This is a genomic window from Odoribacter sp. AF15-53 (genome assembly GCF_003479425.1).
GTDB lineage: Bacteria > Bacteroidota > Bacteroidia > Bacteroidales > Marinifilaceae > Butyricimonas.
In genome coordinates this window covers 177,126-202,359 of sequence record NZ_QUHC01000005.1, presented here as the reverse complement: position 1 = coordinate 202,359, position 25,234 = coordinate 177,126, and the positions used below count along the sequence as shown (strand labels likewise).

General features: G+C 42.2%; 17 protein-coding genes and 1 pseudogene. 4 read left to right on the top strand and 14 right to left on the bottom strand.

Annotated elements, in window-relative coordinates:
• Positions 1-42: 42 nt before the first annotated feature.
• Positions 43-1,194 carry a FecR family protein gene (locus DWW52_RS12375; protein ID WP_118715827.1) on the bottom strand — a complete coding sequence of 384 codons (1,152 nt, stop codon included), beginning with the start codon at positions 1,192-1,194 and terminating at the stop codon, positions 43-45.
• A gap of 84 nt (positions 1,195-1,278) precedes the next feature.
• Between DWW52_RS12375 and DWW52_RS12370 the strand changes: the two are divergent.
• Positions 1,279-1,436: pseudogene (locus DWW52_RS12370) on the top strand (helix-turn-helix domain-containing protein); the annotation flags it as partial.
• Positions 1,437-1,640: 204 nt separating this feature from the next.
• Here DWW52_RS12370 and DWW52_RS12365 read toward each other — a convergent pair.
• The 3 genes from DWW52_RS12365 to aroB all read right to left on the bottom strand — a co-directional run bounded on the left by DWW52_RS12365 (position 1,641) and on the right by aroB (position 4,587).
• Complete coding sequence (locus tag DWW52_RS12365) at positions 1,641-2,225, bottom strand: RNA polymerase sigma factor (RefSeq protein ID WP_158582585.1); 585 nt, start codon at positions 2,223-2,225, stop codon at positions 1,641-1,643.
• A gap of 115 nt (positions 2,226-2,340) precedes the next feature.
• On the bottom strand, positions 2,341-3,552 hold the full coding sequence (locus DWW52_RS12360; RefSeq protein WP_118715825.1) for a 3-phosphoshikimate 1-carboxyvinyltransferase: 1,212 nt from the start codon (positions 3,550-3,552) through the stop codon (positions 2,341-2,343).
• Positions 3,553-3,555: 3 nt separating this feature from the next.
• Positions 3,556-4,587 carry a 3-dehydroquinate synthase gene (gene aroB / locus DWW52_RS12355; protein ID WP_118715824.1) on the bottom strand — a complete coding sequence of 344 codons (1,032 nt, stop codon included), beginning with the start codon at positions 4,585-4,587 and terminating at the stop codon, positions 3,556-3,558.
• A 190-nt stretch (positions 4,588-4,777) separates the two neighbouring features.
• Here aroB and dprA point away from each other — a divergent pair, with 190 nt between their 5' ends.
• From dprA to DWW52_RS12340, 3 genes are all read left to right on the top strand, one after another.
• A complete protein-coding gene (gene dprA / locus DWW52_RS12350; RefSeq protein WP_118715823.1) occupies positions 4,778-5,890 on the top strand; it encodes a DNA-processing protein DprA in 1,113 nt (370 codons plus the stop codon).
• Between the two features lie 193 nt (positions 5,891-6,083).
• Positions 6,084-7,418 carry an NADP-specific glutamate dehydrogenase gene (gene gdhA, locus DWW52_RS12345; RefSeq protein WP_118715822.1) on the top strand — a complete coding sequence of 445 codons (1,335 nt, stop codon included), beginning with the start codon at positions 6,084-6,086 and terminating at the stop codon, positions 7,416-7,418.
• 203 nt (positions 7,419-7,621) lie between these two features.
• Complete coding sequence (locus DWW52_RS12340; RefSeq protein ID WP_233556881.1) at positions 7,622-8,965, top strand: MATE family efflux transporter; 1,344 nt, start codon at positions 7,622-7,624, stop codon at positions 8,963-8,965.
• Here DWW52_RS12340 and DWW52_RS12335 read toward each other — a convergent pair.
• The 10 genes from DWW52_RS12335 to DWW52_RS12290 form a co-directional block, all read right to left on the bottom strand.
• On the bottom strand, positions 8,949-10,139 hold the full coding sequence (locus tag DWW52_RS12335; RefSeq protein ID WP_158582584.1) for a TlpA disulfide reductase family protein: 1,191 nt from the start codon (positions 10,137-10,139) through the stop codon (positions 8,949-8,951). The two genes, DWW52_RS12340 and DWW52_RS12335, sit on opposite strands and share 17 nt — an antisense overlap.
• Complete coding sequence (locus DWW52_RS12330; protein ID WP_118715819.1) at positions 10,126-12,138, bottom strand: redoxin domain-containing protein; 2,013 nt, start codon at positions 12,136-12,138, stop codon at positions 10,126-10,128. The genes DWW52_RS12335 and DWW52_RS12330 overlap by 14 nt, the downstream gene beginning before the upstream one ends.
• A 29-nt stretch (positions 12,139-12,167) precedes the next feature.
• Positions 12,168-13,091, bottom strand: a complete 924-nt coding sequence (locus tag DWW52_RS12325) for a hypothetical protein (protein WP_118715818.1) — start codon at positions 13,089-13,091, stop codon at positions 12,168-12,170.
• Positions 13,092-13,102: 11 nt separating this feature from the next.
• Positions 13,103-14,572 (bottom strand): RagB/SusD family nutrient uptake outer membrane protein, encoded by a 1,470-nt coding sequence (locus DWW52_RS12320; RefSeq protein ID WP_158582583.1) that lies wholly within the window; start codon positions 14,570-14,572, stop codon positions 13,103-13,105.
• A gap of 23 nt (positions 14,573-14,595) precedes the next feature.
• The gene (locus DWW52_RS12315; RefSeq protein ID WP_118715958.1) at positions 14,596-18,129 is read right to left on the bottom strand and encodes a SusC/RagA family TonB-linked outer membrane protein; all 3,534 of its coding nucleotides are present in this window, start codon (positions 18,127-18,129) and stop codon (positions 14,596-14,598) included.
• A gap of 168 nt (positions 18,130-18,297) precedes the next feature.
• A complete protein-coding gene (locus DWW52_RS12310) occupies positions 18,298-19,476 on the bottom strand; it encodes a FecR family protein (protein ID WP_118715816.1) in 1,179 nt (392 codons plus the stop codon).
• Between the two features lie 80 nt (positions 19,477-19,556).
• Positions 19,557-20,129, bottom strand: a complete 573-nt coding sequence (locus DWW52_RS12305) for an RNA polymerase sigma-70 factor (protein WP_118715815.1) — start codon at positions 20,127-20,129, stop codon at positions 19,557-19,559.
• Between the two features lie 193 nt (positions 20,130-20,322).
• Positions 20,323-22,617 (bottom strand): Gldg family protein, encoded by a 2,295-nt coding sequence (locus DWW52_RS12300; RefSeq protein ID WP_370449518.1) that lies wholly within the window; start codon positions 22,615-22,617, stop codon positions 20,323-20,325.
• Between the two features lie 20 nt (positions 22,618-22,637).
• Positions 22,638-23,561: an ABC transporter ATP-binding protein gene (locus DWW52_RS12295; protein ID WP_118715813.1), complete on the bottom strand. Its 924-nt coding sequence runs from the start codon at positions 23,559-23,561 to the stop codon at positions 22,638-22,640.
• Positions 23,562-23,579: 18 nt separating this feature from the next.
• The gene (locus DWW52_RS12290; RefSeq protein ID WP_118715812.1) at positions 23,580-25,217 is read right to left on the bottom strand and encodes a PKD-like family lipoprotein; all 1,638 of its coding nucleotides are present in this window, start codon (positions 25,215-25,217) and stop codon (positions 23,580-23,582) included.
• Positions 25,218-25,234: the final 17 nt, after the last annotated feature.

Below are 25,234 nucleotides of genomic sequence, written 5' to 3'. Positions count from 1 at the left end.
GATCAAATTAAATCCCGGTTAAGTTGCTGCTTAACCGGAATTTTATTTTCGCACCACTATCACTCTACCTTTTATTTCAAAACGCACGTGGGATGTCTTCTCGATTAAAGACAACAGCCCATCAATTTGCTCGTAACGAGGAAGATATCCACTAAACCTTTCATTCTTCATTTCAGGATTCATAAAGAAAACCTGTATATCATACCACAACGAAAGTTCATCCAGAATCTCACCCATACTCTTGTTCTCGAAATAATAATTTCCTTGATGCCATGCCACGTAAGGCATCACGTCAACATCCCTCACGGACACCCGTCCCGAAAGTTTATTGAAAATCGCCTGCTGGTTCGGCTTCAACATCACCTCGGACTGTCCCCTCGGCTTAACGGATACGGATCCCTCCACCAACGTGGTATGCATCTGGTCCACACGACGGGTATTCAGGTTAAACTTCGTCCCGTACACTTTTACTTCCATTCCATTCGCCTCCACGATAAAAGGCTTCGTCACATTCTTCGCCACCTCGAAATAAGCCTCTCCTTCCAGATATACCCGTCTCTCGTTACCTGAAAACTTCACCGGATAACGGATCTCCGTGTTTGCATTCACCCATACTTTCGTGCCGTCTGCCAACATAATCGTGTACTCCCCACCTTTAGGAGTAATCAACCGATTCTGTAATTGCACATCCTCATCCTGCAAAGAATCCACGTACACTAGGGCCTGATCACTCGTGTGAACGCTTACCCCGTTAATCTCTTTCAAAAACATCCGGGAAGTATCCAGTGACAGTACTTTCCCGTCATTCAATACCAACGTAGCTTTCCGCACGCCATGCTCTATCGGCCCGATACCGTAATCTACGGCCTCGATTTCAGGCTGCCGGGACCAAAACAGTACCCCGACAATCACCGGGATCACCAACATCGCCGCGTAACTCATCACTTTCACCCACAAACGTTGATTCCTTTTCTTGTAGGCCATATTCATCCGGGCTTCAAAATCCCGTTTGAAACGTTTTCTCGTCATTTCATCCAAATGAAAATCTTCACGCTCCGACACGAAACGTTTCATGTTATCGTAAAGTTCTCGGTGTTTTTTCGATTCGTTCAACCAAGTTTCCAAAACTCGCTCATCCTCTTCATCCAGTGAAGAAACAAGACTCCGTTTTATCAACCTCCAATCTATTTTCATAGTATTTCCTAAAATTTATCCCTAAAACACGAAACTTCAAAAAATGTTTACAAGAAAAATTATTTTTTCAAATAAATTTCTCGCTCAAAAGTTACTCAATCCGAACTTGCCAAGAGAATAAACGCCACGAAATCGTACATTTCCCGGATAGAGAACGACTTATCATGCCAAGCGTCGGTGTTTTTTACAGAATCATCAACGCTTTAGGATTAAGGGTTGAAATCGTCAAAACGATCGGCTAATATAAAACAGCCATTTTCAGACCATTATAGAGAACTGATCAGCAAGAACAGGAGACAAAACAAAAGTATAAGAGCATAACAAAAACAACTTATCTTGGCTTTGTCTCGTCTTTATCTTGGCTTTATGTCGCCTTTAATGCCTGATCAGACCTCGATCACGATTCGATCATGATCCGATCACCCCGTCAAACTCATGAAAACTTCTCACGCTGATGCTATTCCTTCAAGACAAAACGCTAACACGAAGAGAATCAAGGCTAAATCATAATCAGCAAAACTATGTTTTAACTTTTCCAATCCTCTATGCAATTGCGCTTTCACCGTGTTCTCGTTCATCTCCAATTGTTCGGAAATCTCGCTATATTTATAGCCATGCACGAAACGCAACAGACACACCTCCCGACATTTTTCCGGTAATTCGTCCAACACCTCTTTGATTTTCATCAAAATCTCCTCCTCATCAATCATATCCACGTTGTCCGAATACACTGCGGCTTCCGCGTACAATGCCATGTTACGATCCTCAACTTTCGCATCCCGCAGGTAATTATAGCAACGATTACGCACGCTGGTATACAAATAAGCTTTCAAAGAACCTTGATAACTTTTCAATACCGATTTTTCATAAATAGCGATAAAGACCTCCTGAACGATATCATTCGCCACATCTTCCCGGAACACCATGTTCAAGGCAAACGTGAATAACTTGTCAAAATACCCGTCGAATAATTCCGTGTAAGCATTCCGATCATTCCGTCTTAATTTCTCTATAAGTAATAGTTCATCCAATTTTGCACTTATTTGAAATACTCAAGCTGACAAAAATATTTTTATTTTCCGTTTATTGAAAGCATTTCCCGCAAATTATCTCAAATTAACATACTTGACAACGAGATGCAAATAATTATTCGATGACTAAATTATTAAACTGTTCCCAGAAAGTCGGGAATGACTTCGAGACCACCCCGGCATTCCGAATAACCAACCCGGACAATTTCAACCCGGCCGGGGCAAATGCCATTGCCATACGGTGGTCTTGATAAGTGTCGATCTCCAGTGATACGAACGTGTTGCGTTCCCCGTTCCAGCATAGCTCTCCATGTTCGGGGACATTCAGTTCATATCCCAATTTACGCAACTCACAAACGGATGCAGACACCCGGTCGCACTCTTTTATATGCAAGGTCTCCAATCCCCGGATATGAAATGAAATATTTTTCAGACAACAAGCCACGATAAAAGTTAAGGCTAGATCGGGCATTTCCGTAAAATCCGCTTCAAAAAAATCAACAACCTGCCCGGAAGCATGTAAATAAACGCCGTTATCACACCATTCCGTTTGTATCCCCAAACGTTCCCATAATATATATTGTCGGGCGTCTCCTTGCAAGCTATCCGATTTCAAATCCGGAATAAAAATCCGCCCTTGCCCGACTAATACAAGCATTTCATAAAAATAAGAAGCCGCAGTCCAATCCGCTTCAATCCGCGATCCCGTCGGTTTATACCCTCCCTCGGGAATGGTAATCCTCTCGCTTTCCAAATCAACCACGGCCCCGAATTGCCTCATCATGGCCGCCGTCATCCGGATATAACTTCCCGAAACGATCTTTCCCCTCAAACTTATCGTCAATCCACCGGGAAGCAATGGAGCGATCATCATTAAGGCCGACACGTACTGGCTGCTCACCGAAGCATCCAGAGTCAATTCCTTCCCTCCTTGCAATGAAGAGGGACTTATCCACAAAGGAGGAAATCCCTCCTCGCCCAAATAGGCAATTTTCGCCCCCAACTTCCGAAGAGCATCCACCAACACGTGGAGAGGCCGTTGTTTCATGCGTTCCGACCCGGTTAATTCCCTCACACCACCTTTTAACGCGAAATAAGCCGTCAAGAAACGCATTGCCGTACCGGCATGTCCCACGTGAACCAAATCACTCGTACCGGACAAAGCCTCTTGCAACACCCGCGTGTCATCACTATCCGACAAATTCTCCGGCATCGGGCTACCAGACAAGACACTCAACACGAGCGCCCTGTTCGAAATACTTTTAGAAGCCGGCAAAACCGCCACACCTTCCACTTTTTCTTTTTCCCACGCGATAACTCGATCCATAACTTATACTTGACTCAGGGCTTCCACCACCAACTCTTTCGAGCAATAATTATCAATAGAGAATTCTCCGACATCCGAAAGTAAGGAAAAATTCACGCCTTTCCGATCGTTCTTTTTGTCGTGTAACATCAACTCGTACAAGGTGTCGACATGATTCATCAACGGGTAATTCGGGTAATAACGTTTAATAAAATCCCGGACCCGCGTGTAAATCTCGTTCGGAAATTCCTTCACCTTGACCGATAAATATAACTCGGCAACTAACCCCAAGGCTATAGCTTCCCCGTGCAATAAACTCTCTTTCCGCATCATGGCCACGCTCTCGACGGCATGTCCGACCGTATGCCCGAAATTCAAGACTTTCCGAATTCCCTGCTCCCTCGGATCCAAAGACACGATTTTGTCCTTTATCGCCACGGAATACCGAATCAATTCCAGAAAATCTTCCCGGGTTGTATGCTCGTCACTACATGCTAACAAAGAGTCCAGATGCTCCCGATCGGACAACAACCCGTGTTTAATCATTTCCACGAAACCGGACATTCGTTCCCGCACGGGCAATGTCTGTAAAAAATTGATATCTATAATCACCTTTTCGGGTATTGAAAAGGTTCCGATCTCGTTCTTTAACCCGTTAAAATTGAACCCGGTTTTTCCACCCATAGACGCATCCACCTGAGCCAACAACGTGGTAGGGACATGAATACATCGCATTCCCCGTTTAAACGTCGAGGCGGCAAATCCCCCTAAATCCGTCACCATTCCACCACCCACGCACACTAGAATAGAAGAACGACGAGCTCCCCGTTTACTCAAGATAGTCCAAATTTTCGTCACGCTTTCCAACGATTTATTCTCCTCCCCACAATCCAATACCGTCACGTGAGAAGGGACCCAATCTACCTTCTCGAACAATTTATCACAGAACCCGACCGTATGTTTGTCCGCAACGATAAACAATTGTTCATGCCTGACACCTCCCAGCAATCCCGCGAGAACGATGCTGGAGTCTGTTGTGAAAATGATATTCTCCATTAATCCCGTATTTCTGCACAAAATTACACTATTTCAAAGAGAATTAAAAATTGAACGTTGAAAATTGAAAATGAAAAAGCGTTAGCCTTGCGTGAGAAAATCACTCAATTTGAAATCATAAATCCCCAATTAATTGTTTTTCTCGCCGGGAAAAAGTAACTTTGTTACAATTCATTAAATCCTTCGGCGTATGAATTCTGAAAATGCGATTCTGACACAAGTAGCCCTTACCATGGCACCCCGGCTAAACAATGCACTTTATACTCCATTGTTCCAACAATGCGGTGGTATCGCCGGATTTTTTCAGGAAACAGATGCAAACATCGAAGCACTCTTCAGGGAAAACAACCTAACAAACATTCAGCCAGAACGTTCCCGGTGGTTGAAAATGGCAGAACAGGAATTGAAGGTTATGGAGAAACACCATATTCAAACATGTGGAATCGAAGATCCGAACTATCCCCGCCTCCTAAAATTCTGCGCTGATGCCCCACTCGTGTTATTCTATAAAGGTACACTAGAGAACACGGACGCTAAAAATATAGCCATCGTGGGAACCCGAAAAGCCACGGAATTAGGAAAGAAACGAGTAGATACATTCCTCCGGGAAATCGCGGAAATGGGTTACCGCCCGAATATCATCAGCGGGCTCGCTTACGGGATTGACATCGCCGCACATTCGGCATGTATTCATTACACGCTCAAAGCCCAAGCCGTTCTGGGACATGGCCTACACATGATTTATCCCGCTTCTCACAAAAATATTGCCGAGAAAATTGTAGAGCAAGGAGGAACGTTACTTTCAGAATTCCCGACATGCGCGCAAATATTACCCACGAACTTTCTCCAACGGAATCGTATCGTGGCCGGGATGAGCGAGGCTGTTCTCGTTGCCGAATCCCCGGTAAAAGGAGGCGCCATGGCTACCGCCCGACAAGCCCTCTCGTATAGCCGCGAAGTCATGGCCATTCCGGGACGACCGGAAGATACCAACTCGGCCGGATGCAATCTCCTGATCAAGCAAAACATTGCCGCTCTCGTCGAAAACGTGGCTGATATACTCAAAATTCTTAACTGGGCCCCCTTACCAACCTCTCCATATCAAACTTCATTAGATTTATTTCCGGAATCCGATGATGAAACATTACTCAAAGAGACTTTGACCCGAACGGGCGAACAAAATATTGACCAGTTGCACCAGCTCACCCGGATTCCTGTTCATGATCTCTCTGTCCTCCTGTTAAAAATGGAATTGGAAGGCGTTGTTATGCAACTACCCGGTAAATGTTATGCACTTATTTAACCAGTTTTATTACAGATTCATAGCGCTTCATGAATTGCAATTGAAATTTTAAACTATTATAACGTTTGCACCTACCAAAAAATAACTCGAAAAATTTTTGGAATCATAAACAAAAGCATACCTTTGAACCGAATTTTTACAATTCAAGTCAATGAAAATGTTTTTTTAAAGTTTTTACTTAAACAATATTCAAATGAAAGCAGAGATTAAAGAATTCATGGATGCCTTAAAGGCTAAGACTGTGGGTGAAACTGAATTCCACCAAGCAGTTCAAGAAGTGATTGAAACTGTATGGGATACCTACCAGGCAAACCCGAAATACAAGGCTAACAAAATCCTTGAGAAAATGGTTGAACCTGAGAGAGTAATCATGTTCAGAGTGCCTTGGATCGATGATAAAGGTGAAGTACAAATCAACCGCGGTTATAGAGTACAATTCAACAGTGCTATCGGACCGTACAAGGGAGGTTTACGTTTCCACCCGTCAGTAACCCTTGGTGGTTTGAAATTCTTAGGTTTCGAACAAACTTTCAAAAACTCTTTGACTACTCTGCCTATGGGTGGTGGTAAAGGAGGTTCTGACTTCAACCCGAAAGGAAAATCTGATAACGAAGTTATGCGTTTCTGCCAAAGCTTCATGACCGAGCTTTGCAAACATATCGGACCGAACACTGACGTTCCTGCTGGTGATATCGGTGTTGGTGCTCGTGAAATCGGTTTCTTGTTCGGACAATACAAGAGAATCCGTAACGAATTCACCGGTGTATTAACCGGAAAGAACCGCGAATTCGGTGGTTCAAGAGTACGTCCGGAAGCTACCGGTTACGGTACCGTATATTTCGCACAACACATGTTGGCTGAAAAAGGTGAAAAAATCGCCGGTAAGACTGTAGCTATCTCTGGTTTCGGTAACGTAGCTTGGGGTGCCGCTCAGAAATTAGTTCAATTGGGTGCTAAATTAGTTACCATCTCTGGACCTGACGGATACATCTATGACGAAAAAGGTTTAACTCAAGAAGGTGTAGACTACATGTTGGAATTGCGTGCTAGCAACAACGACGTTGTAGCTCCTTACGCTGAGAAATTCGGTGCTAAATTCTTCCCGAAAGCTAAACCGTGGGAAGTTAAATGCGACATCGCATTCCCTTGCGCTATCCAAAACGAGTTGAACGAAGAAGATGCTAAGAAATTGGTTGCTAACGGTTGCCAAATGGTAGTTGAAACTTCTAACATGGGTTGTACCGCAGAAGCTGTTAACTACTTGAACGAGCACATTACTTTCGCTCCGGGTAAAGCAGCTAACGCCGGTGGTGTTGCCGTTTCTGGTCTTGAAATGAGCCAAAACTCAATGAGATATAGCTGGACTGCTGAAGAAGTAGACGCTAAATTGTCTCAGATCATGAAAGACATCCACGATACTTGCGTTAAATTCGGTAAAGAAGGTAACAAGATCAACTATGTTAAGGGTGCTAACATCGGTGGCTTTATCAAAGTTGCTGAGGCTATGTGCGCTCAAGGACACTGCTAATAATATAGCAAGTCAATATAAAGAATCCGCCCCAAAATTTGGGGCGGATTTTTTGTGACCTTCCCCGTAAAATTGGTAAAACAAAAAGTAATTTGTATATACCATTGTTGAGTCGTTCCTGTACTTTTGTGCCGTAAAATTTTCATGAAAATATGAACACGCATACCCAAGACAAATCATCACAAAGCGCCGTCCGTATGGATATGTTACATGGCAGTCTACTGAACAAAATTCTGTTATTTTCACTACCACTGGCGGCAAGCAGCATCTTGCAACAACTGTTTAATTCAATAGATATCGCGGTTGTCGGGAAATTTGCCAGCGCTCAAGCCTTAGCTGCCGTGGGAAGCAATTCCTCTGTCATTAGCCTGATGATTAATCTGTTTGTCGGTATTTCAGTCGGGGCAAATGTCGTAATCGCAAACTATATCGGCCAAAAAGATCAACAAGGAATAAAAAACGCGATACATACCGTTTCTGTCATCGCACTAATAAGCGGATTACTACTACTCGTTGTCGGATTACTCGTTGCACGCCCCATATTAAAAGCCATGGACACGCCTGATGATGTTATAGATCTAGCTGTTCTGTATCTTCGCATATACTTTCTCGGGATGCCTTTTTTCATGGCTTATAACTTCGGAGCCAGCATTCTCCGCAGTATGGGGGACACGAAACGCCCGCTTTATTGTCTCGTCATAGCAGGAATCATCAACACAATACTAAATCTTCTACTAGTCATTGTATTCAAAATGAGCGTTGCGGGAGTTGCCATTGCCACGGTCATCGCCAACATGTGCTGCGCGGTTATGGTAATATACATTCTCCTACATGAAAAGGGACCATTCAAACTTGATATCAAATGTCTTCAGATCACCCGCCCCGAATTACGGAAAGTTCTCCAGATAGGCGTTCCTGCAGGTATCCAAGGTATGGTATTCTCCATTGCTAATATTTTCATTCAAGCAGCCATTAACCGATTTGGTTCTGCCGCCATTGCCGGTTCCGCCGCAGCACTCACTTACGAGTATTATTGTTATTTCGTGGTCAGTGCATTCAGCCAGGCCGCCGTAACTTTCATCAGTCAGAATTACGGAGCCGGACAAATTGATCGCTGCAAAAAGATATTTCGCCAAACCATGTTCCTCAGTATTGTTTGCTGCGGGACTCTAAACGTATTATTCGTGTGGCAAAAACATCTTTCAATCAGCTTTTTTACATCGAACCCAGAAGTATTTCACTATGCGGCGCTCCGAATGAACATTGTCCTGCTGACACAATGTATCGCCTGCTCCTATGAAATAGCCGGGGCTGCCCTTCGGGGATTGGGCTACTCCATGCTCCCGGCCATTCTTACCGTCTTCGGCACGTGCATTCTACGACTGCTATGGATATACTTGATCTGTCCCCTGTTTCCAAGTTTTGATGCCTTAATGATCGTTTACCCGATTTCATGGATTGTCACGGGTGTCGCTGTTCTAATCGCTTACCACATCGTGCAGAAAAAACTGTTTGGTTCACACAAAAAGCCTATTTGGGTCGGTTAGAAAGAAAATATTTCTCAATAACCTCTTTCAAGAGCGGACCATGTGGATTGCGAGCAAGGATTTTACCGGAAGAATCAATCAATACCGTAAACGGTATCGCCTGAACCCCGTAATTAATACGAGAAACACTTTCCCAACCTTTTAACTCGGAAATTTGAATACCTGCCGGCTCATGCTTGTCAAGAGCCTCCTCCCATTTCTTCCGGTCAGAATCAACAGATACTCCTATTACTAGCAATCCTTTACTTTCATATTTTTCCTGCAATTCTTTCAACAAAGGGACTTCCTGAATACAAGGAATACACCACGATGCCCAAAAATCCAATAAAATAAGCTTGTTTTTACCGACATAATCCGACAAACGAATCTCTTTACCGTCACGCATACAAGCCACAATTTCCCGATAAGGCATCCCTACTGTCGTGGCTTTTTGCGCATTCGCAAAATATGCCTGTTTTTCCTGTCGAGCCCGGTTAAAAGTCTCGTATTGCTCCCGAATTTCCGGTCGGATTGTCGGATAAACGGCATCTACAAATTCTTGACTATACAACTCTTTCGCACAGCAACGAAAGAAAAAGAAATCCCCGACACTCGTTCCCGCATATTCCCGAACAAATTTTTCTGCAGCCGGAACAACGTTTTCCTTGAAAATCAAGCTACTTTTCTGATTGTAATAAGTATCCACATCGTTATTCTCGCATCCCGGCAAACATTTTACACTATCCCGCTCCCGCAACAGAATTTGACGTTGACGCACCGTTTCCCGCTGCGCCATTCCGATCGTCACCATGTAACTCTCATTCACGGGAGTTCCCGACAAAGTAATTCCCATGGTATCGTAAACCATCTTGATATCACCGGGTTCAACAATCACCGTCATGGCAGTTAGATCCGGGATCTTATAATCATTCACCCCATCAATCGTCACCATATGGACCGTCGGCTCTTGAATAGTCCCACGAAACCGGAATTGACCGTTTTTGATTTCCACGCTATCCACGGGGCAAGCCTTTTCCTCAGAAAAATAAAATGCAGCAGGAGCTAACCGAACACGACACCCGTCATAACGAGTCGGTAAATTCCCGGTAATCGAATAATCATTACGGTTGCCACAAGAGCAAAAAAATCCTGCCGCTCCCACGAGCAACAGGATTATAAAACTACTTCTTAACATGATTATCCTCCTCTTTAAGAATCTCGATAACGTAAGAAATTTCATCCATCAAACCACTGGGACTCCCACCATATCCTTCTGCCCGGTAACGAATATACCCATTTTTAAGAATAGCCTTTTGAGGAATACCCGAAGTTCCCGGGAACATTGACTTATACACAACATTCCGAGAATTCTTACCTTTAGGATTCGCATCATAAAGGACCTCCATATTCCGGAAGTTATTCTTTTTCCACAAAGCATCAATCTTCTCCTTGTTAGGTTCATCCTGCGTAATTACAAAATAGAATTTCACCGTCGGGTCATTGGCATAAAGGTCCACGGCCATCTGCATCCCGTCTAAAGCAGCAATACAAGGAGCACACCACAACGCCCAGAAATCAATAACGACAATTTCATCCTTTTTAAACTTAGCCGATTTCACCTTTCCTCCCAGATGTGATTCCAAAACAAAAGGTTCAAAAGGCACATTCACCATTTCAGCCCGAAGTTGATTCTTTATTTTTTCAACTTCATGTTTAGGTTTCAAAGACGCAATCCATGCTTCAAAAGTTGCCGGCTTATCTTTCAATACGGCATAATGCTCCCTTAGCTTGTCATAGATCTCCGGCGTCATCTGTCCGGCACTTGCCACTCCTTTCATTGCCTCGAAAGCTTCATCTGCACGTCCCAGCTTTTCCAAACTCACAACATACGCTTCATTGCCAGCCGGGTAAGAAGCATACCGTTGATTCTCATCTATCAAATTCATCACATCCACGACTTCTTGATAACGGCCACATTTCTCTGCAACCTGGGCATGTACACAAAGATAATAATTCAACCACAAGCGAGCAAGCTCCTCGGCTTGTCGGGGAGAAGCTGCTATCGTCTGCATATAGGAACCATCTCCGACCTTGGATATCATCTGATCTATAAACTTCTTGGATATATCAATATAAGTTTCCGGCGGCGTGGGAGTTTTCCGAATAGCAAATTCCACGCTTTTTCGATACACATCATTGATCCACACCATATCCATTTCGGGCAAAATCTCTTCCAGTTTCTTGTAGTTACCAGACTTGTAATACCTCGTGGCCAACTCCCGATAAAAATTATTATACACGAATCCTCTTGGGTTCGGATTTTTCCTCCAAGCCTCTATCGGGAAATCCTTTCTAAATTGATCTGCGGCAGCAAAATATTGTTTTTCGGGCAAACTGTTTAACTCGAAAGACCGATTAAAACGAGCCAATCCCCCCCGCGGGAACAATTTAAGAATCACCTGATCAATACTATCCGCCTTGACTTTATTTTTCAAATCAACACGATAAGTCGTGCTAATCTCCTCGTATTCATTCTCCGTCAAGTCAGGCTGGCTTTCCATAACCTTCAACAGATGAGCAATCCCGGGAAGACTATTATCGCCATACATCTTTCTCAACACAGATTTCATCGTACTAAAAAAATGCCGTCCGTATTGAGGATAACGCTTCGTCTCTTGATCTGTCCACATCATTGCCGCTTCGTTAGAAATTTCTTTATAATTCCCAGAAAAATAATTTCCAATTTCCGCCCCTAATGAAGGCATACGAAATATTCCCCAAGCAAGGTATCGACCCGGCAAATATTCTCCCGCAACATCTTGGGGAATAAACATAAACCCTTTATCATTATTATTATCCGTGGAATCCGGCTGCAAGGTGAAGGAGGATTGAAATTTAAAAGCGATAAAAGCACAATTATCCGGCACTTCAAAAGTTCCCTTCCAAAGATCACCTTCTTGTTTTAATCGCACATCACCCATCTCCCAACGATAAAAATTATACATATACACGATCCCGACCAAATCGGTTCTTCCATCTAACGGGCCTCCTTTCGGGTCATAAGTCAATTCCAAATCCTGACCAACAATAGGAACTTCCGGGTTCAAAACCAAACGAGATTCATTTTGCTGGCCTAAAGCCATGTTAACCATGGCCAGGCAAGCAAAAAGAACATAAACAAGTTTCTTTCTCATACTCTACAAACAATTTTATATACAGTGATTTATTCAAAAGTCGTATTACCTATTTTCCGAATGTCAATACCAAACTCCTTTTTATAATAGTCTATTAAAATATTCCACTTTTTCTGGATTAGCTCGTATTTCGGATTATTCAAGAACCAAGCGACCTCTGCATCCGTCCTTTCCCTCAAATGGAACATAAAAGATTTCAGATCATTCTCTTTCGCTTGGGTCCAGGCATAATCTCCCCAGAACCATTCACTCGGTGTTTCACCATAATAAGCCGAGGGAAGAAAACCTCTTTTCCGATAAGCTTCTAAAGCCTCCTCGCCACCCGACGGAAGAGCAGGAATTTTCTCATAGTCTGTATCTTTATAAAATTCATCCGGAACATTCAACAAGCCCTGAGCAATATAATAATCCCACATCGCTGAGATCAACTCGTTCTTTCTTGCTTTTTTAATACTCGCACTCATTCCGGACAAATCTTTATTCATACCGGCAATTGAAACAGAATTTCCATTAATTCTCTGGTTATAACACGTGTACCATCCCGGGGATATGGCCGAACGATCCCAATAGATTGAATCGGCTAAAAAAACCCGGTAAGGAATTCCTCCTTTTTTCAAAAATTCATCCGGGAAGAATTGCAACCAGATGTCATGAATATAATCAAGCATCTCGTCAACATACCGGGTTTCGCCTAACTTGATCACGTATATTTGCGCACTACCACCCACTGCCGTTTGCGTCCAAAACGCATCCTTAGATGAGTAATTATAAAGCACGTAAGCACCATAAGTATCATAAATATCTTGTATTCTATCATTAGCTTCATCCGAAGCATCGCCTTGTGGTAACACATAGTCCGGTAGGATTTCATCCGGAGTTCCGATTTTCGTATCTTCACTACAAGATACACCTAATCCCCACAGACAAACTATAATAAATATTATCTTCTTCATAGTATTCTATTTTACTTTATCTCACCTTGTCTCTCCCCCATTTCCCGTGACGAGTTTTGAACAAGAGCTCTATTTTGTAACACGACACTATTCGGGAACGGTATGGTATACATGGGATCACCCTGTTTCAAAACGTATTCATATACGGCTCCACCCTTTTCAGCCTTGTAAGTATGTTTGATTTCCGGCATTCCTTGACGACGCAAGTCAAACCAACGATGTCCCTCAAAACAAAGTTCTTTCCGACGCTCCAACCGGATCTCATCCAAAAGAGTCTGCCCGCTCAGGCTTACATCCGTGTAACCGATAATTCGAGCTTTCCGGAATGCATTCAACTCGGCTAATGCCAACCCCTCCTCTCCGGAAAGAGCATAAGCTTCCATACGATTCAAAAATGCTTCTGCCGAACGAATAGATTGTCCCAATTGCAAACCACCCATAGGTTTTCTCAAATACACCGTATTGGCCTCATCTACAACTTCAAGACCATAGGCCAGAAAACGCTGGTCATTCACCTGATCCCATAAAACCCGGAATGCAGGTGCGGTTCCCGGTTGATATTCCCAGTGATTCGCAACCGCACTCGGTCCAAAGAACCATTCAACCTCAGGATTATTGTAAGAAATCGGAGCATAACCGTTTTCGGTTAAAATAGCATCCAAATTATTCACCATATTCAATAATTCAATCCCTTGTTTCTCGGCCTTCTCGACCTCGGCAATACATGCTTTATAATCCTCCATATACAAATAAACTCGGGAAAGCAAGATGTGAATAGCCGGTTGATTTATCCGGTAATTCTTGCGCATCACCGGAAGAGACTCCATCAAACGGGCCGCCTCCAACAAATCTTTCAGGATCACCTCTTCGTAAACATAACCGACCGTGGAACGTTCTATCTGTTTCTCTGTCAAATCGGCAATCAATCTAACCGGAACACCCAAAGCTTCCTTATTATGATTGTAGGGTTCCCCGTAAATATTCACCAGTTGGAAATACAATAACGCTCTTACAGCCAAAGCTTCCGCTTTCACTCGATCCCGATCATCCTGGGTCCCTATGGCCTCGTCGATATAATCCAGCACGGCATTACACCCCAATATCTTTGAATAAAATTGGGCATACACGGTCGAACTTGCCGTTTCATTAATCGCACTATTATAACCGTCGTAATCGGCAAGAGTCGACTGCCACGAATATATCGGGAATTGGGTTATAGCATTAGAAGTTCCAACCGTTCCCTCCGGATCCCACGGACTTGCGTAGGTCAAGAAATGGGCACAATCATCATCCATCAAGGATATAAAAGAAATATTCGGAGCAGATTCGTCAGGATACCCTGTACCCAATAATAGCTCGGAAAAATCCGATGTCGTTTTCGGGATCACTTCACTCTGTGATTCTTCCTCCAAAAAACTTCCACAAGACCCTAACATAAACGATCCCGCAATAGCTCCTAAAATAAATATCTTGTTTTTCATCATTCTAATAATTATCCGTTCAATTAAAAATTAAGAGTCAGCGAGCAAGAAACAGTCCGACGAGCAGGCCAGTTTGCTGTTTCAGGATCACGGCCTTTCCATGCTTTATCAAAAGCAATAAAGAAAGGATTAGAAAGACTGGCGTTCACGGAAGCCCGTCTAACACCTATTTTATTTACCCAAACATCAGGCAGGTCATACTGCAAGGATATCGTTCTACACCGGATAAAATCAGCATCCGCAACCCTTAAATCCGATTGATTATACATCGTGTAAGGACTAACGGCGACATACCCTTCAACAGGCAATTGAATATTCATCTCATTAGGATTCCCTACAGGAATAGAAGGGATATTCGTATTCTTTTCATCTCCGGGTTTACGCCAGCGCTTAAACAAATAACGCGGAGCATTTTGTTCCGGCCTCGGAGCCCCTGCCGTGGCAAAGAAATCGGGGAGACGAGTCTGCGCCCCGAAGGACATGGCAAAGCTTGCACGCAAAAACAACCTCTTGTAACGCAAAGAGGTATTAAGACCTCCTGAAATATCCGGTTCTGAACAACCGATTTTCACTAAATAATCCAAATCATTCTCCGTTACATCAATATCCATATTCTTGAATGTCGGCCTTCCGTTAGTCGGATCCAATCCATTAAACGCATACCCGTAAAACGTTCCGTACTTCTCCCCGCTCACAATCGCTGTCCCATTGATGTAATCCTCCCGAGTATTTTCCCGTTCATTATTTCGGATCGTATTTCTCACCTTACTCGTGTTAAAAGAAAGTGACCAAGAAAAATCTTTCGTTCTAACCGGGGTTACACTAACGGCCAATTCATACCCGCTATTCTTCATTGTTGTCCCATCAATATAAGCATTTGCCACACCATTTTCAATAGGCACCTCCCGAGAGGCCAACACATGACTAATTTTATTGTAGCAACTGAACCCGGCACTTATTCTTCCATTTAAGAATGAAAAATCCACGCCCAAATTCCAGTCCTCGGTCTTTTCCCATCCTAAATCAGGATAAGGCAAGGAAACCATCTGGAGCGTATACTGCTGGAAATACTTATTCAACCCGCCATCTTTAGCAATCAGGTAAGGAGAAACGGCCTCCACGGCATTCCCTCGCCAACCGTAAGAAAACGAAATATCAAACATATCATACCATGAAGAAGCCCAGGCCATAAAAGGCTCGTTACCTATCCGCCATTTCACCCCGATTGATAAACTGGGATTAAATTTCTTATTTTCATCCTGTCCGAAACGATTGGAAGCATCCAGCCGGGCATTGAAATTCAACACGTAACGTTCCTTATAACCATACACGGCCGTGAAATATTCACTGACTGTATTATTTTTCGTCGTCGTGATCGTGGTTCCCGCACGCATTTCATCATGAAGATCCCTTGAATTCTTATGCAAACCGTTGGCTGCCGTTATTTCCGTGGGGACCGTGGCAAACTTTTCTCCCCGGTAGTAAAGATAGCCGTATCGAAGACTTGCATTTCCCTCCTGACTCACGGAATTAACCTGAAATCCCAGATTCAACGTAAGACGATGATCCTCGTTAAACATTTTATTATACACCAAACTACTTCTAAAAGAATAATTCTTTGTCTGGGCGTATTCCGATTGCAACAAACCTCCGAACGGGAGTACACTAGCATATTGTTCCGCAGAATTCGGTAAAACCTCTCCCACCTCGTAACCGCGTATCTGAGCTATATAGTGAGTAGCCTCCGTTGCCCACGACTTAATTTTATTCGTGGCAATAGCGTAAGAAGCTGTTGTCTGAAATTCAAGATCTTTCAACAAGTTCAATCTAAGATTTAAAGCGGCCTGCAAATTCGTACCATCAGTCTCTGTACCCGAATTATCCCGCTCGTTCAAAATATTATAATTATACGAAACCTTGTTAGGGATAGAATAACTCATCGTCCCGGCCTTCTCGTAATAATACAACGTACCATCTTCATTGTAAGCCGGAATATCACGGGCAGTATTCATGGCATACTCGTAAGGACTTACCCCGAAGGCGAAATCCTCGGTTTCACGATAACTACCATTTAATTGAAGATCAACAATTAAACGCTTATCTAATCGGAATGTGGTATTGGAATTTGCCGTCAATGATAACATATTATTTCCTTTCGCCTCGCCCCGAGTGCTGTTCACTCCTACCGAAAAACGGCTTGATACTTTTTCTCCTTGAGCTGACATGCTAATATTATGTGCATGACTAAAACTATTTTGAAACAATATATCAAACCAATCGGTATTCATTTTTTCCATCTTCCGATATTCCTGCTCAAATTGCTGACGGGTAATCTCTTTTTTATGCAATTTCTGAATCAAACCGGCATAACCGACAGGCAAGATATTCTGATTATAACTGTCCCGATCCTCCCATAACTCTTGAGAGAATCTCATATGTTCCTGAGAATTCATCATATCATACAACCGATACGCAGGTTTCATTCCCACGCTAAAATTACCGCTGTACGAAATATTCAAACCATCGCCTTTTGCCTTTTTCGTGGTTATCACGATCACCCCGTTTGTCGCTTTCGTTCCGTAAATTGCCGTGGCAGAAGCATCTTTCAACACCGTAATCGTCTCGATATCCGCGGGATTAAGCCAAGAGATCGCATTACTAGCCGTTTCACGCAACCCGTCCATCTCGGCAGAAAGAGGACTCGCATCATCCGGGATCGGAAGAGGATCCGACTGAATCACCCCATCTACCACCCAAAGCGGCTCCTGATTACCTAACAAAGTCGAAGTTCCACGGATTCGAATCTTGGGAGAACCTCCTACTTTTCCCGTCTTGTTTATAACAGACATCCCCGGCACCCAACCTTGCAACATTTGATCAATAGTTGCCTCCCCGGCTACCTGTATATCTTCCGCACGTATTTGAGTCACGGCCCCGACATAGCTACCGCGATCAATCGTGGCGTAACCGGTGACTATAACATCATCCAACGTCTCCGAATCCTCTTGCATAACCACATTGATCGTATCTTTACCCACGTATGCTACTTCCTTGGTTTTCATCCCGACAAAAGAGAAAAGCAAGGATAATTTCTCCATTTTGGGCAATGATAAAGAATATCTCCCGTTCGCATCCGTCGCGGTCCCGATTGTCAACCCCTTCACAATCACCGTAACACCCGGTAAAGGAGTTTTCTTATTATCCGTCACCAAACCGACAATACGCAGATTTTTCTTCGTCTCATCGTCTTTCACCTCACCTTTAGGCACGATCATGATCAGATCATTCTTAAACTTAAAAGTCAAATCCGTATCCTTCAACACACGATTTAAAACCTCCTCTACGGTTTCATTCTTCACCCGCAATGACAATTTCCCTAATTGTTCCGTCTGATTCGGATTAAAAATGAAACATAGATTTGTTTGTTTTTGAATTTCATCCAACACGACTTTCACAGACACATTTTTTAAATCGAAACTAACCCGCTCTTGCTGTGCAAACGAGCTAGCTGAAAGTGTCAATGTAAAACAACAAATTAACAAAAGACACAATTTCATAAGCATCAAAAGTTTTTTAACATACCCTCGATAAAATCGAGAGCATAATTGTTTTTTTTTCATACATTTGTAAATTAGAACAGTTAAACATTCAATAAGCCTTTCTCCAACAAAAGCTTGTTGATTTTAGTATGGTTCAACGGGAAGGCTCCAACCCTTTCCGTTTTTTTATTTAGATACTATTATCGTTTTTCCGTTTATCGTAAAGCTAACACCTACTACATCTGTAATTGCACTTAAAATTTCCGAAATATCATCATATCGTTTCATAAACCCGGTGAAAAGCAAACCTTTGGCAGAATCGGATTGGAAAAACACATCCACATCATACCACAAAGAAAGCGTCTCCAATATCTGCTCCAAAGTCTCGTTCTCAAAAGCAAAATATCCATCTTTCCAAACCACATATTGCCGGACATCCACCCCTGTCACTCCAATAGTCCCCTCTTTCCGGTCAAAACTAGCCAACTCCCCCGGTTTCATCATGATCTCTTCAACCGCATTCTGCTTTTTTATTCCAATTTTACCGTTAACCAACACGGTTTGAACCTTCTCCGCATGATGCGTGTTTACATTAAACTCAGTTCCATATACCCGAATCTGCACCTCCTCTGTCACCACGTAAAAAGGGCATTCCGCATCTTTCGCCACCTCGAAATAAGCTTCCCCTGATAAATACACTCGCCGTTCTTTCCCGCCAAATCGTACCGGATATTTCAACTCCGAAGCCGAATTCAAATAAACATTTGTACCATCCGCCAAGGTTAATTTAAACTCCCCACCCCGGGGAATTTTTAGTGTATTCATCGCTAATGTTACCTCCCGATCCAAGCCTGCCAATGAATCATACACTATTTTACCACCACCATCTTTTACCATAACACCCTTCTCCACTTCAATCACCCGCCGCTCTAGCCCTTCATCCAACTCATGAATCTTTCCGTCAGAAGAAATCAACACCGCACGTGCTCCACCCGGAGTAATCGTTGTTGCCGGACCAGAGCCTACCGGAGTCTGCTTCCCCTCCTCTAAAAACAAAAAAACTGCAGCTACCACCAAAGGCAACACAAGCACAGCCGCGTACCTCAACACCTTCCGGATCAGAACACGCCTCTTCCTTGCCCGTACGGACACTTTAAATTCCCGCCACGCCTTCTCGTCATCCAACGTACAAAACACGGGCCCTTCAACCGAAGCTCGTACTTCCTTTTGTATTTTTTTAAATAACAGATCATGCTCTTCAGACTCGTTCCGCCATACCTCCAAATCGAGCCTCTCTTTTTCCGAGAGTTCTCCTACTAACGAACATCGTATCAATCGAGCAATATTCTCATCGTATAATTCCATGACGTTTCATTTATTTTACATCATATACAACAAGAACAAAAAAAAGTAGTAAAAAAAAACCGATTATTTTATCCTAAAAATCATAATTCATTCATATACACGAATAAAAGGAACAAATTTCCCACCCGCTCCTTTAAAAAATGAATGGCATTTTGTTTGTGCGATTTCACCGTCAACACGGAGATCCCCAATATTTTCGCGATCTCGTCATTTTTCTTTCCCTCCAGATGCAATTCAAAAACTCTTCGACATTTTCCCGGTAACTCCCGGATTGCGATATACAACTCCCGGTAAATCTCCTCTTGCATCAGATCATAATCTCCATCAACCTCCTCTTCCGTAACCTTCACGTAAGAAACATACTTATCTTCGACGGCCCTATGTTTCAAATAATTCGTACATTTATTCTGCACCAGCTCGTACAAATACGCTTTAAATCCCTGGTAAGAATTATAGGTTTTCTTACTTTCCCACACGGTAATAAAAGTTTCTTGCACGATATCCTCTGCCACCTCCAACTGCTCCACCCGCCGCATAGCAAACAACACAAGATAACTCCGGAATCTCGTGAACAAATCATGAAAAGCCTCCTCCTCTTTCACGTTTATACGTTGAATAAAATCTTGTCCCGAATCGTTCATTTTCACTTCCATAGGATTTATCACAAAGATAAACGATTCTCCACAAATAAACAACGTCCCACCAAATACAAATCTCCACTTTTATTCAAGATTCCTTATAAATACAAACAAACCATTAAACCAATAAGAGTATGCGTTACAAACAATTGCAAAGAAATTATCTTTGTAATTGTTTGTAACGCATCAACAAAATAGTCTTACTTTTTTATCGCCCTCTTCTTCTCAACCAAATAAAAAGATACCACAACAACAATATTCCGGGGAGACCACCTAAAAACAAGATATTTATGAATGTAACCCCTTGCCTACTCACCTTCAACTTATTATCTGTTGGAACCGGGCGACGCATATCTATAGGGACCTCTCCATCTGATAACCAGAAAAAGGCACCTTGAATAATCGTGTAATTCGATCCGCCCATATTACTCCTATTCCGACTCAATTCTCCGTTACTGATACAATCCGCATCCCCGAATATAATAATTTTCTGTTCCCTGTCGCCATGTTGACGAGAAAGCGCCAGTACCGTAGGATAAGCCTTTTCCGTTTCGCCTTGCTGAACATTCAAAATAACCGGAACATCCATATCAGTAAAATCAGTTTGTTCCAACTCATTCCACCCTCCGATAGTGTCACTAACGAACCACGTAGTAACTTTAAAACCTTTGTCCGCGACTTGTTCCAACGCAACAGTTCCAGGCATCACCAGTTTTTCTCGATATCTTAACATTTTCCCCAAATGATACGACATTTTCACGCTCTCTTTCGTCGGACTAGCCAATATCAAATCAGCCAAACGATTCTCGCTCGGACGTACCAAACGTCCCGGCATAAACCTTACCCCGAAATTCTCTACGACAGGATTCATAATTTCTTGTCTACCAGTCTCTCCACAAATAATCAGATTTCCTCCTCGCTCAATATACCGATGCAAATTAGCATTTTCTTCCTCCGAAAGAGCAACACGCATATCTGCGATACACAAAATATTAACATCGGCAGGAATCTCATGTTTCAAAGACACCGTATCACAATCAAATCCCTGATTTATCAAAGCATACCTGAAATAAAGGTTCCGAGAAAAAACACTATAATCCATTTCCCGCATTCGGGTCATATCTCGCTCACCATGTCCTACCAAAAAACCAACTTTGGGTAAAGGCATAATCAAACGTTTAAATGCAGCCGAAATCTCCGCCTCTGTCGGGAAAAGCATATTATCCTCAAACACACGTAAGAATATTTTTTGACCGTTCTCCCGCTCTACCAAACGAACTAAACGGTAATTTTCACCAGATAAATCGATCTGCTTTTTTATTTCCTCGGGAGATAAAACTTTCCGAGGATTCATTTTTTCTATCTCACAAATTTTTTCAACGCACTCCTCAACAGTCGCCCCTGGAAAACGTTTCTTTAAAGAAGCCGTATCCGGATTAGCGTAATAATACACGTATTTCATTTTTATTTCCGGTTTAAAACGTGTATATTTTTCCATACGACGTAAATCATGGTTTATACTATGAGGTAACATATAACGATAATACGAATCGAACATATTTACATAAGTAGTTATAGTCAGTCCCCCATTCATTGCTTCAACGATCTCGCGGCTTCCTTTTGTCAAAGTATTTGATTCATCTTCAGACATATCCCAATATTTTTTCAACACAGGACAAGAAGATAAATACCCCAATAACAACGCAACACCCCAGACTCCCAAATATCTCCCCACAGTAACAATAGCAACAACTTTCCGACGCCTTGAGAGCATCCGAATAATCGTCATTACTAAAAACAACACAATTACAATTACAAAATATAAAACATCCTCACTTGAGATTAAAGCACTAAGAAATCCTTGAATACGCCCCGTAAGTCCCAACCAGTAAGTCAAATCTCGGACAAATTCAATGGATTGCCATAACCGACTCACGTAAGTCAAACAGGCCAACACGCCTAATGTACCAACGGCCGCAACGATTTGATAAGAAGTCAAACTAGACATAAACAAACCGATAGCCGCATAAGCACATAATAATAAATACACGCCTAATAAACCTGTTAAAATAACCCCGACATCAACATTTTCTATCACGATACATCCACATATCGAGTAAATCACCAATACGAACATTAACACCAAACCGTAAATCAGCATTGCCAAATACTTTCCCAATACAATTTGAGTATTTGTTACTGGAGAAGAATAAAGTAGTTTTATCGAACCACTTCCAAATTCTCGACTCATCAACCCCATCGTCAGTAACGGAATATAAAGATATAAATACTGCTGTACAGTTAAGAATAACCCATAATACCCACCAAAAACCTCCATCGTGAGCATTCGATTTCCATATCCAAGAAATTCATTACGAGCCAGTCCTTCTATTGTCCCTGCAAAAAACATCCCTGTCTGAAAAGTAAAAATAATCAGAATCAACCAGGCAATAGGAGAATAAAACAGAGTTCTTAACTCTGTTCTTGCGATTTTATATATCATCTTCATTTTTTAAATTGACTTTAATTATTCTTTGACAATTCAGCAAAAATCGTATTTAACGAACTTTTTTCTGGATAAATCTCCATCAGATCCCATCCCTTAGCAACACTCATCTCGACTAAACATCTTGTAACCTCTTCAACACCTGAATATCTAAGCCTATAACTATTTTCTCTCAACATTTCTCCCCCAAGCACTCCCGGTAATTGCAATAGTTCATCTAAAGTAGGCCCATTTTTTAAAAGAACTACCAGTGAATTCGGAGTAATGTAATGATCAAATTCATCTATCGATCCGGAAAATACCAAATTTCCCTGTTCAATCATACGAATATAATCACAAGTTGCCTGAACTTCAGAAAGGATATGCGTAGAAAGAATCACCGTACGTTCGTTCGCGATCTCTTTAATCAAATGCCGAATCTCCAAAATCTGATTAGGATCAAGCCCATTGGTCGGCTCGTCCAACACAACAAAAGAGGGATTATGAATGATCGCCTGCGCAATCCCTACTCGTTGTTGATATCCCCCCGAAAGATTGCGAATCAATCTTTTCCTGAAATGCCCAATGCCGCAACGTTCCATTACCTCTCCGACAGCCTTTTTAACTTCCGAATCAGGAATATATCTCAAATCTGCACAGTATTGTAGATACTCCTCCACGGTCAATTCCGGATGCAACGGTGGCACTTGGGGAAGAAACCCCAAGTGCTTTTTTGCTTCTACCGGATCTTCTCGGATATCAACACCTTGAATATAAACGTTCCCTTCTGTCTGACTCAAGACTCCACACATAATATTCATCATCGTTGATTTTCCGGCCCCGTTAGACCCGAGCAATCCATAAATACCATTCTGAGTAATCTCAAAACTAATTTTCCGAATCGCCCACTGCAAACTGTAACGATGTGATAAATTTTCTACTTTTAGAATAGAATTATCCATATATAATCTCGTGTTAAATTAATAAGCGTCTACCATCCCGTAAAAAATCCCAATCTCTTTACAGGTTACCACCTTCCCATTTAATTTGTACTCATTAATCAATTTAGGTGCCCTAATATTAGCTATATCATAGAACAAAAGCTCCCCATTTTCACAACCAATCACCAATTTTTTGTATTCATCAGCAGCCGTATTGTTCGTTGTATAACCCATATAAGTAACTTTAGAAGGTGCCTTTAAAAGAGGAATAATCTCATCATTCAAACTTCTATCAATGCAACAAACCTCTTCTCCTTTTGAATAAATAACCCAATTCGCTTTTGAAAGTGCACTAGTTAAAATCACTGCATCCTTGTCCAAATTTCCTCCCGGGAAAGGCTTCACAAACGTTTGACCATATTCTATACAAGCACCAGTTTTAGGACTGACAACAAAATCAGACATCCAAGTCTGACCATCTTTATCATTATAATAAATACTAAACATCATTGATGTAGTCGAGGGGAACATGATCACCCGATCCGTCTCACAAAGTAACAAAACCTCAGTCCCTTCCGGCATCGCCCAAACAGGAGCAATATGATCCAATTTCCCTCCTGCCACCGGGTAAACGGGATTAAATTTATGCATATCAGCATAGCTAATAATAGGCCTACTACCATCCCAATCAATAACCATTTCCCTTGTAAAAGAAATAACAATCACACGTCTATTCTTCCGGTCATAACAAGGAATCGTTGTTTTACCGACCCGGCCCAAACCAAATTCAACAATTTCATACCCTTTATTATCGATATAATAGGGCTCCGTCAAAAACTTTCCCCCCAAAAAATTCTCTGACATAACTCTTCGAAATACCCGTCCATCCTTCGTGGCAACAAAAGTATAATGATCAGCATCCCGTCGACTAACAACCTGAAAATTCGCTGGGGTTCCATCCAAAAACTCATCCTTCAATTCACTAACTTTCAGCAAGCTTTCATTACTGATCACGTAAGCAACCTGATCCGTAATAATCGTTGTCGCTCCCAACGGACTGATATTCGTAGAAGGAGATTTTACCATCATCAACGGTTTACCAGGAATAGAAGACCCGTTCAACCGTTCATACAAATTTTCTTCCAGTACAAAAGAAGTAACCAAAGTTCCATTAATCATCTCCTTTTTGTTCTTCACAAACGAGCACACTGTATTTCCCCCTTGCTCCGTCAATACTAACCAATCCCCCTTGGAATAACGGGAACGGATTGTAATAAGCATCTTTGCCATATAATTCACTTCACTTGCCCGATCTATTACACTAAAAGACCCATATAATCCATTCTCACTAAACTCTGTTATCCCTAACATCTTGATAAGGGTATCCGTTGGCATATCGAAATCTGCTTTATCACCAATCACGATATCGTTTAATTTCCATTCATAACGAACCTTATCTTCCATTCTTGCCGAATCCTCTTTCCAAACAAAATAATCATGCCCTCTGAACTTCACCGTTTCCCCTTGACTACAAGTCACTCGAATCGGCTCCGTTTCCGTGTTAATCAACCAAGTCGGCCCCTCAACTTTTTTGTAATCGTAATTTCCTTCATCTTCGAAACATCCGACAAAAAGCAACATTCCGAATAACAACAACAGAAATATATTATTTTTCATGATTTCCCATTTTCAAA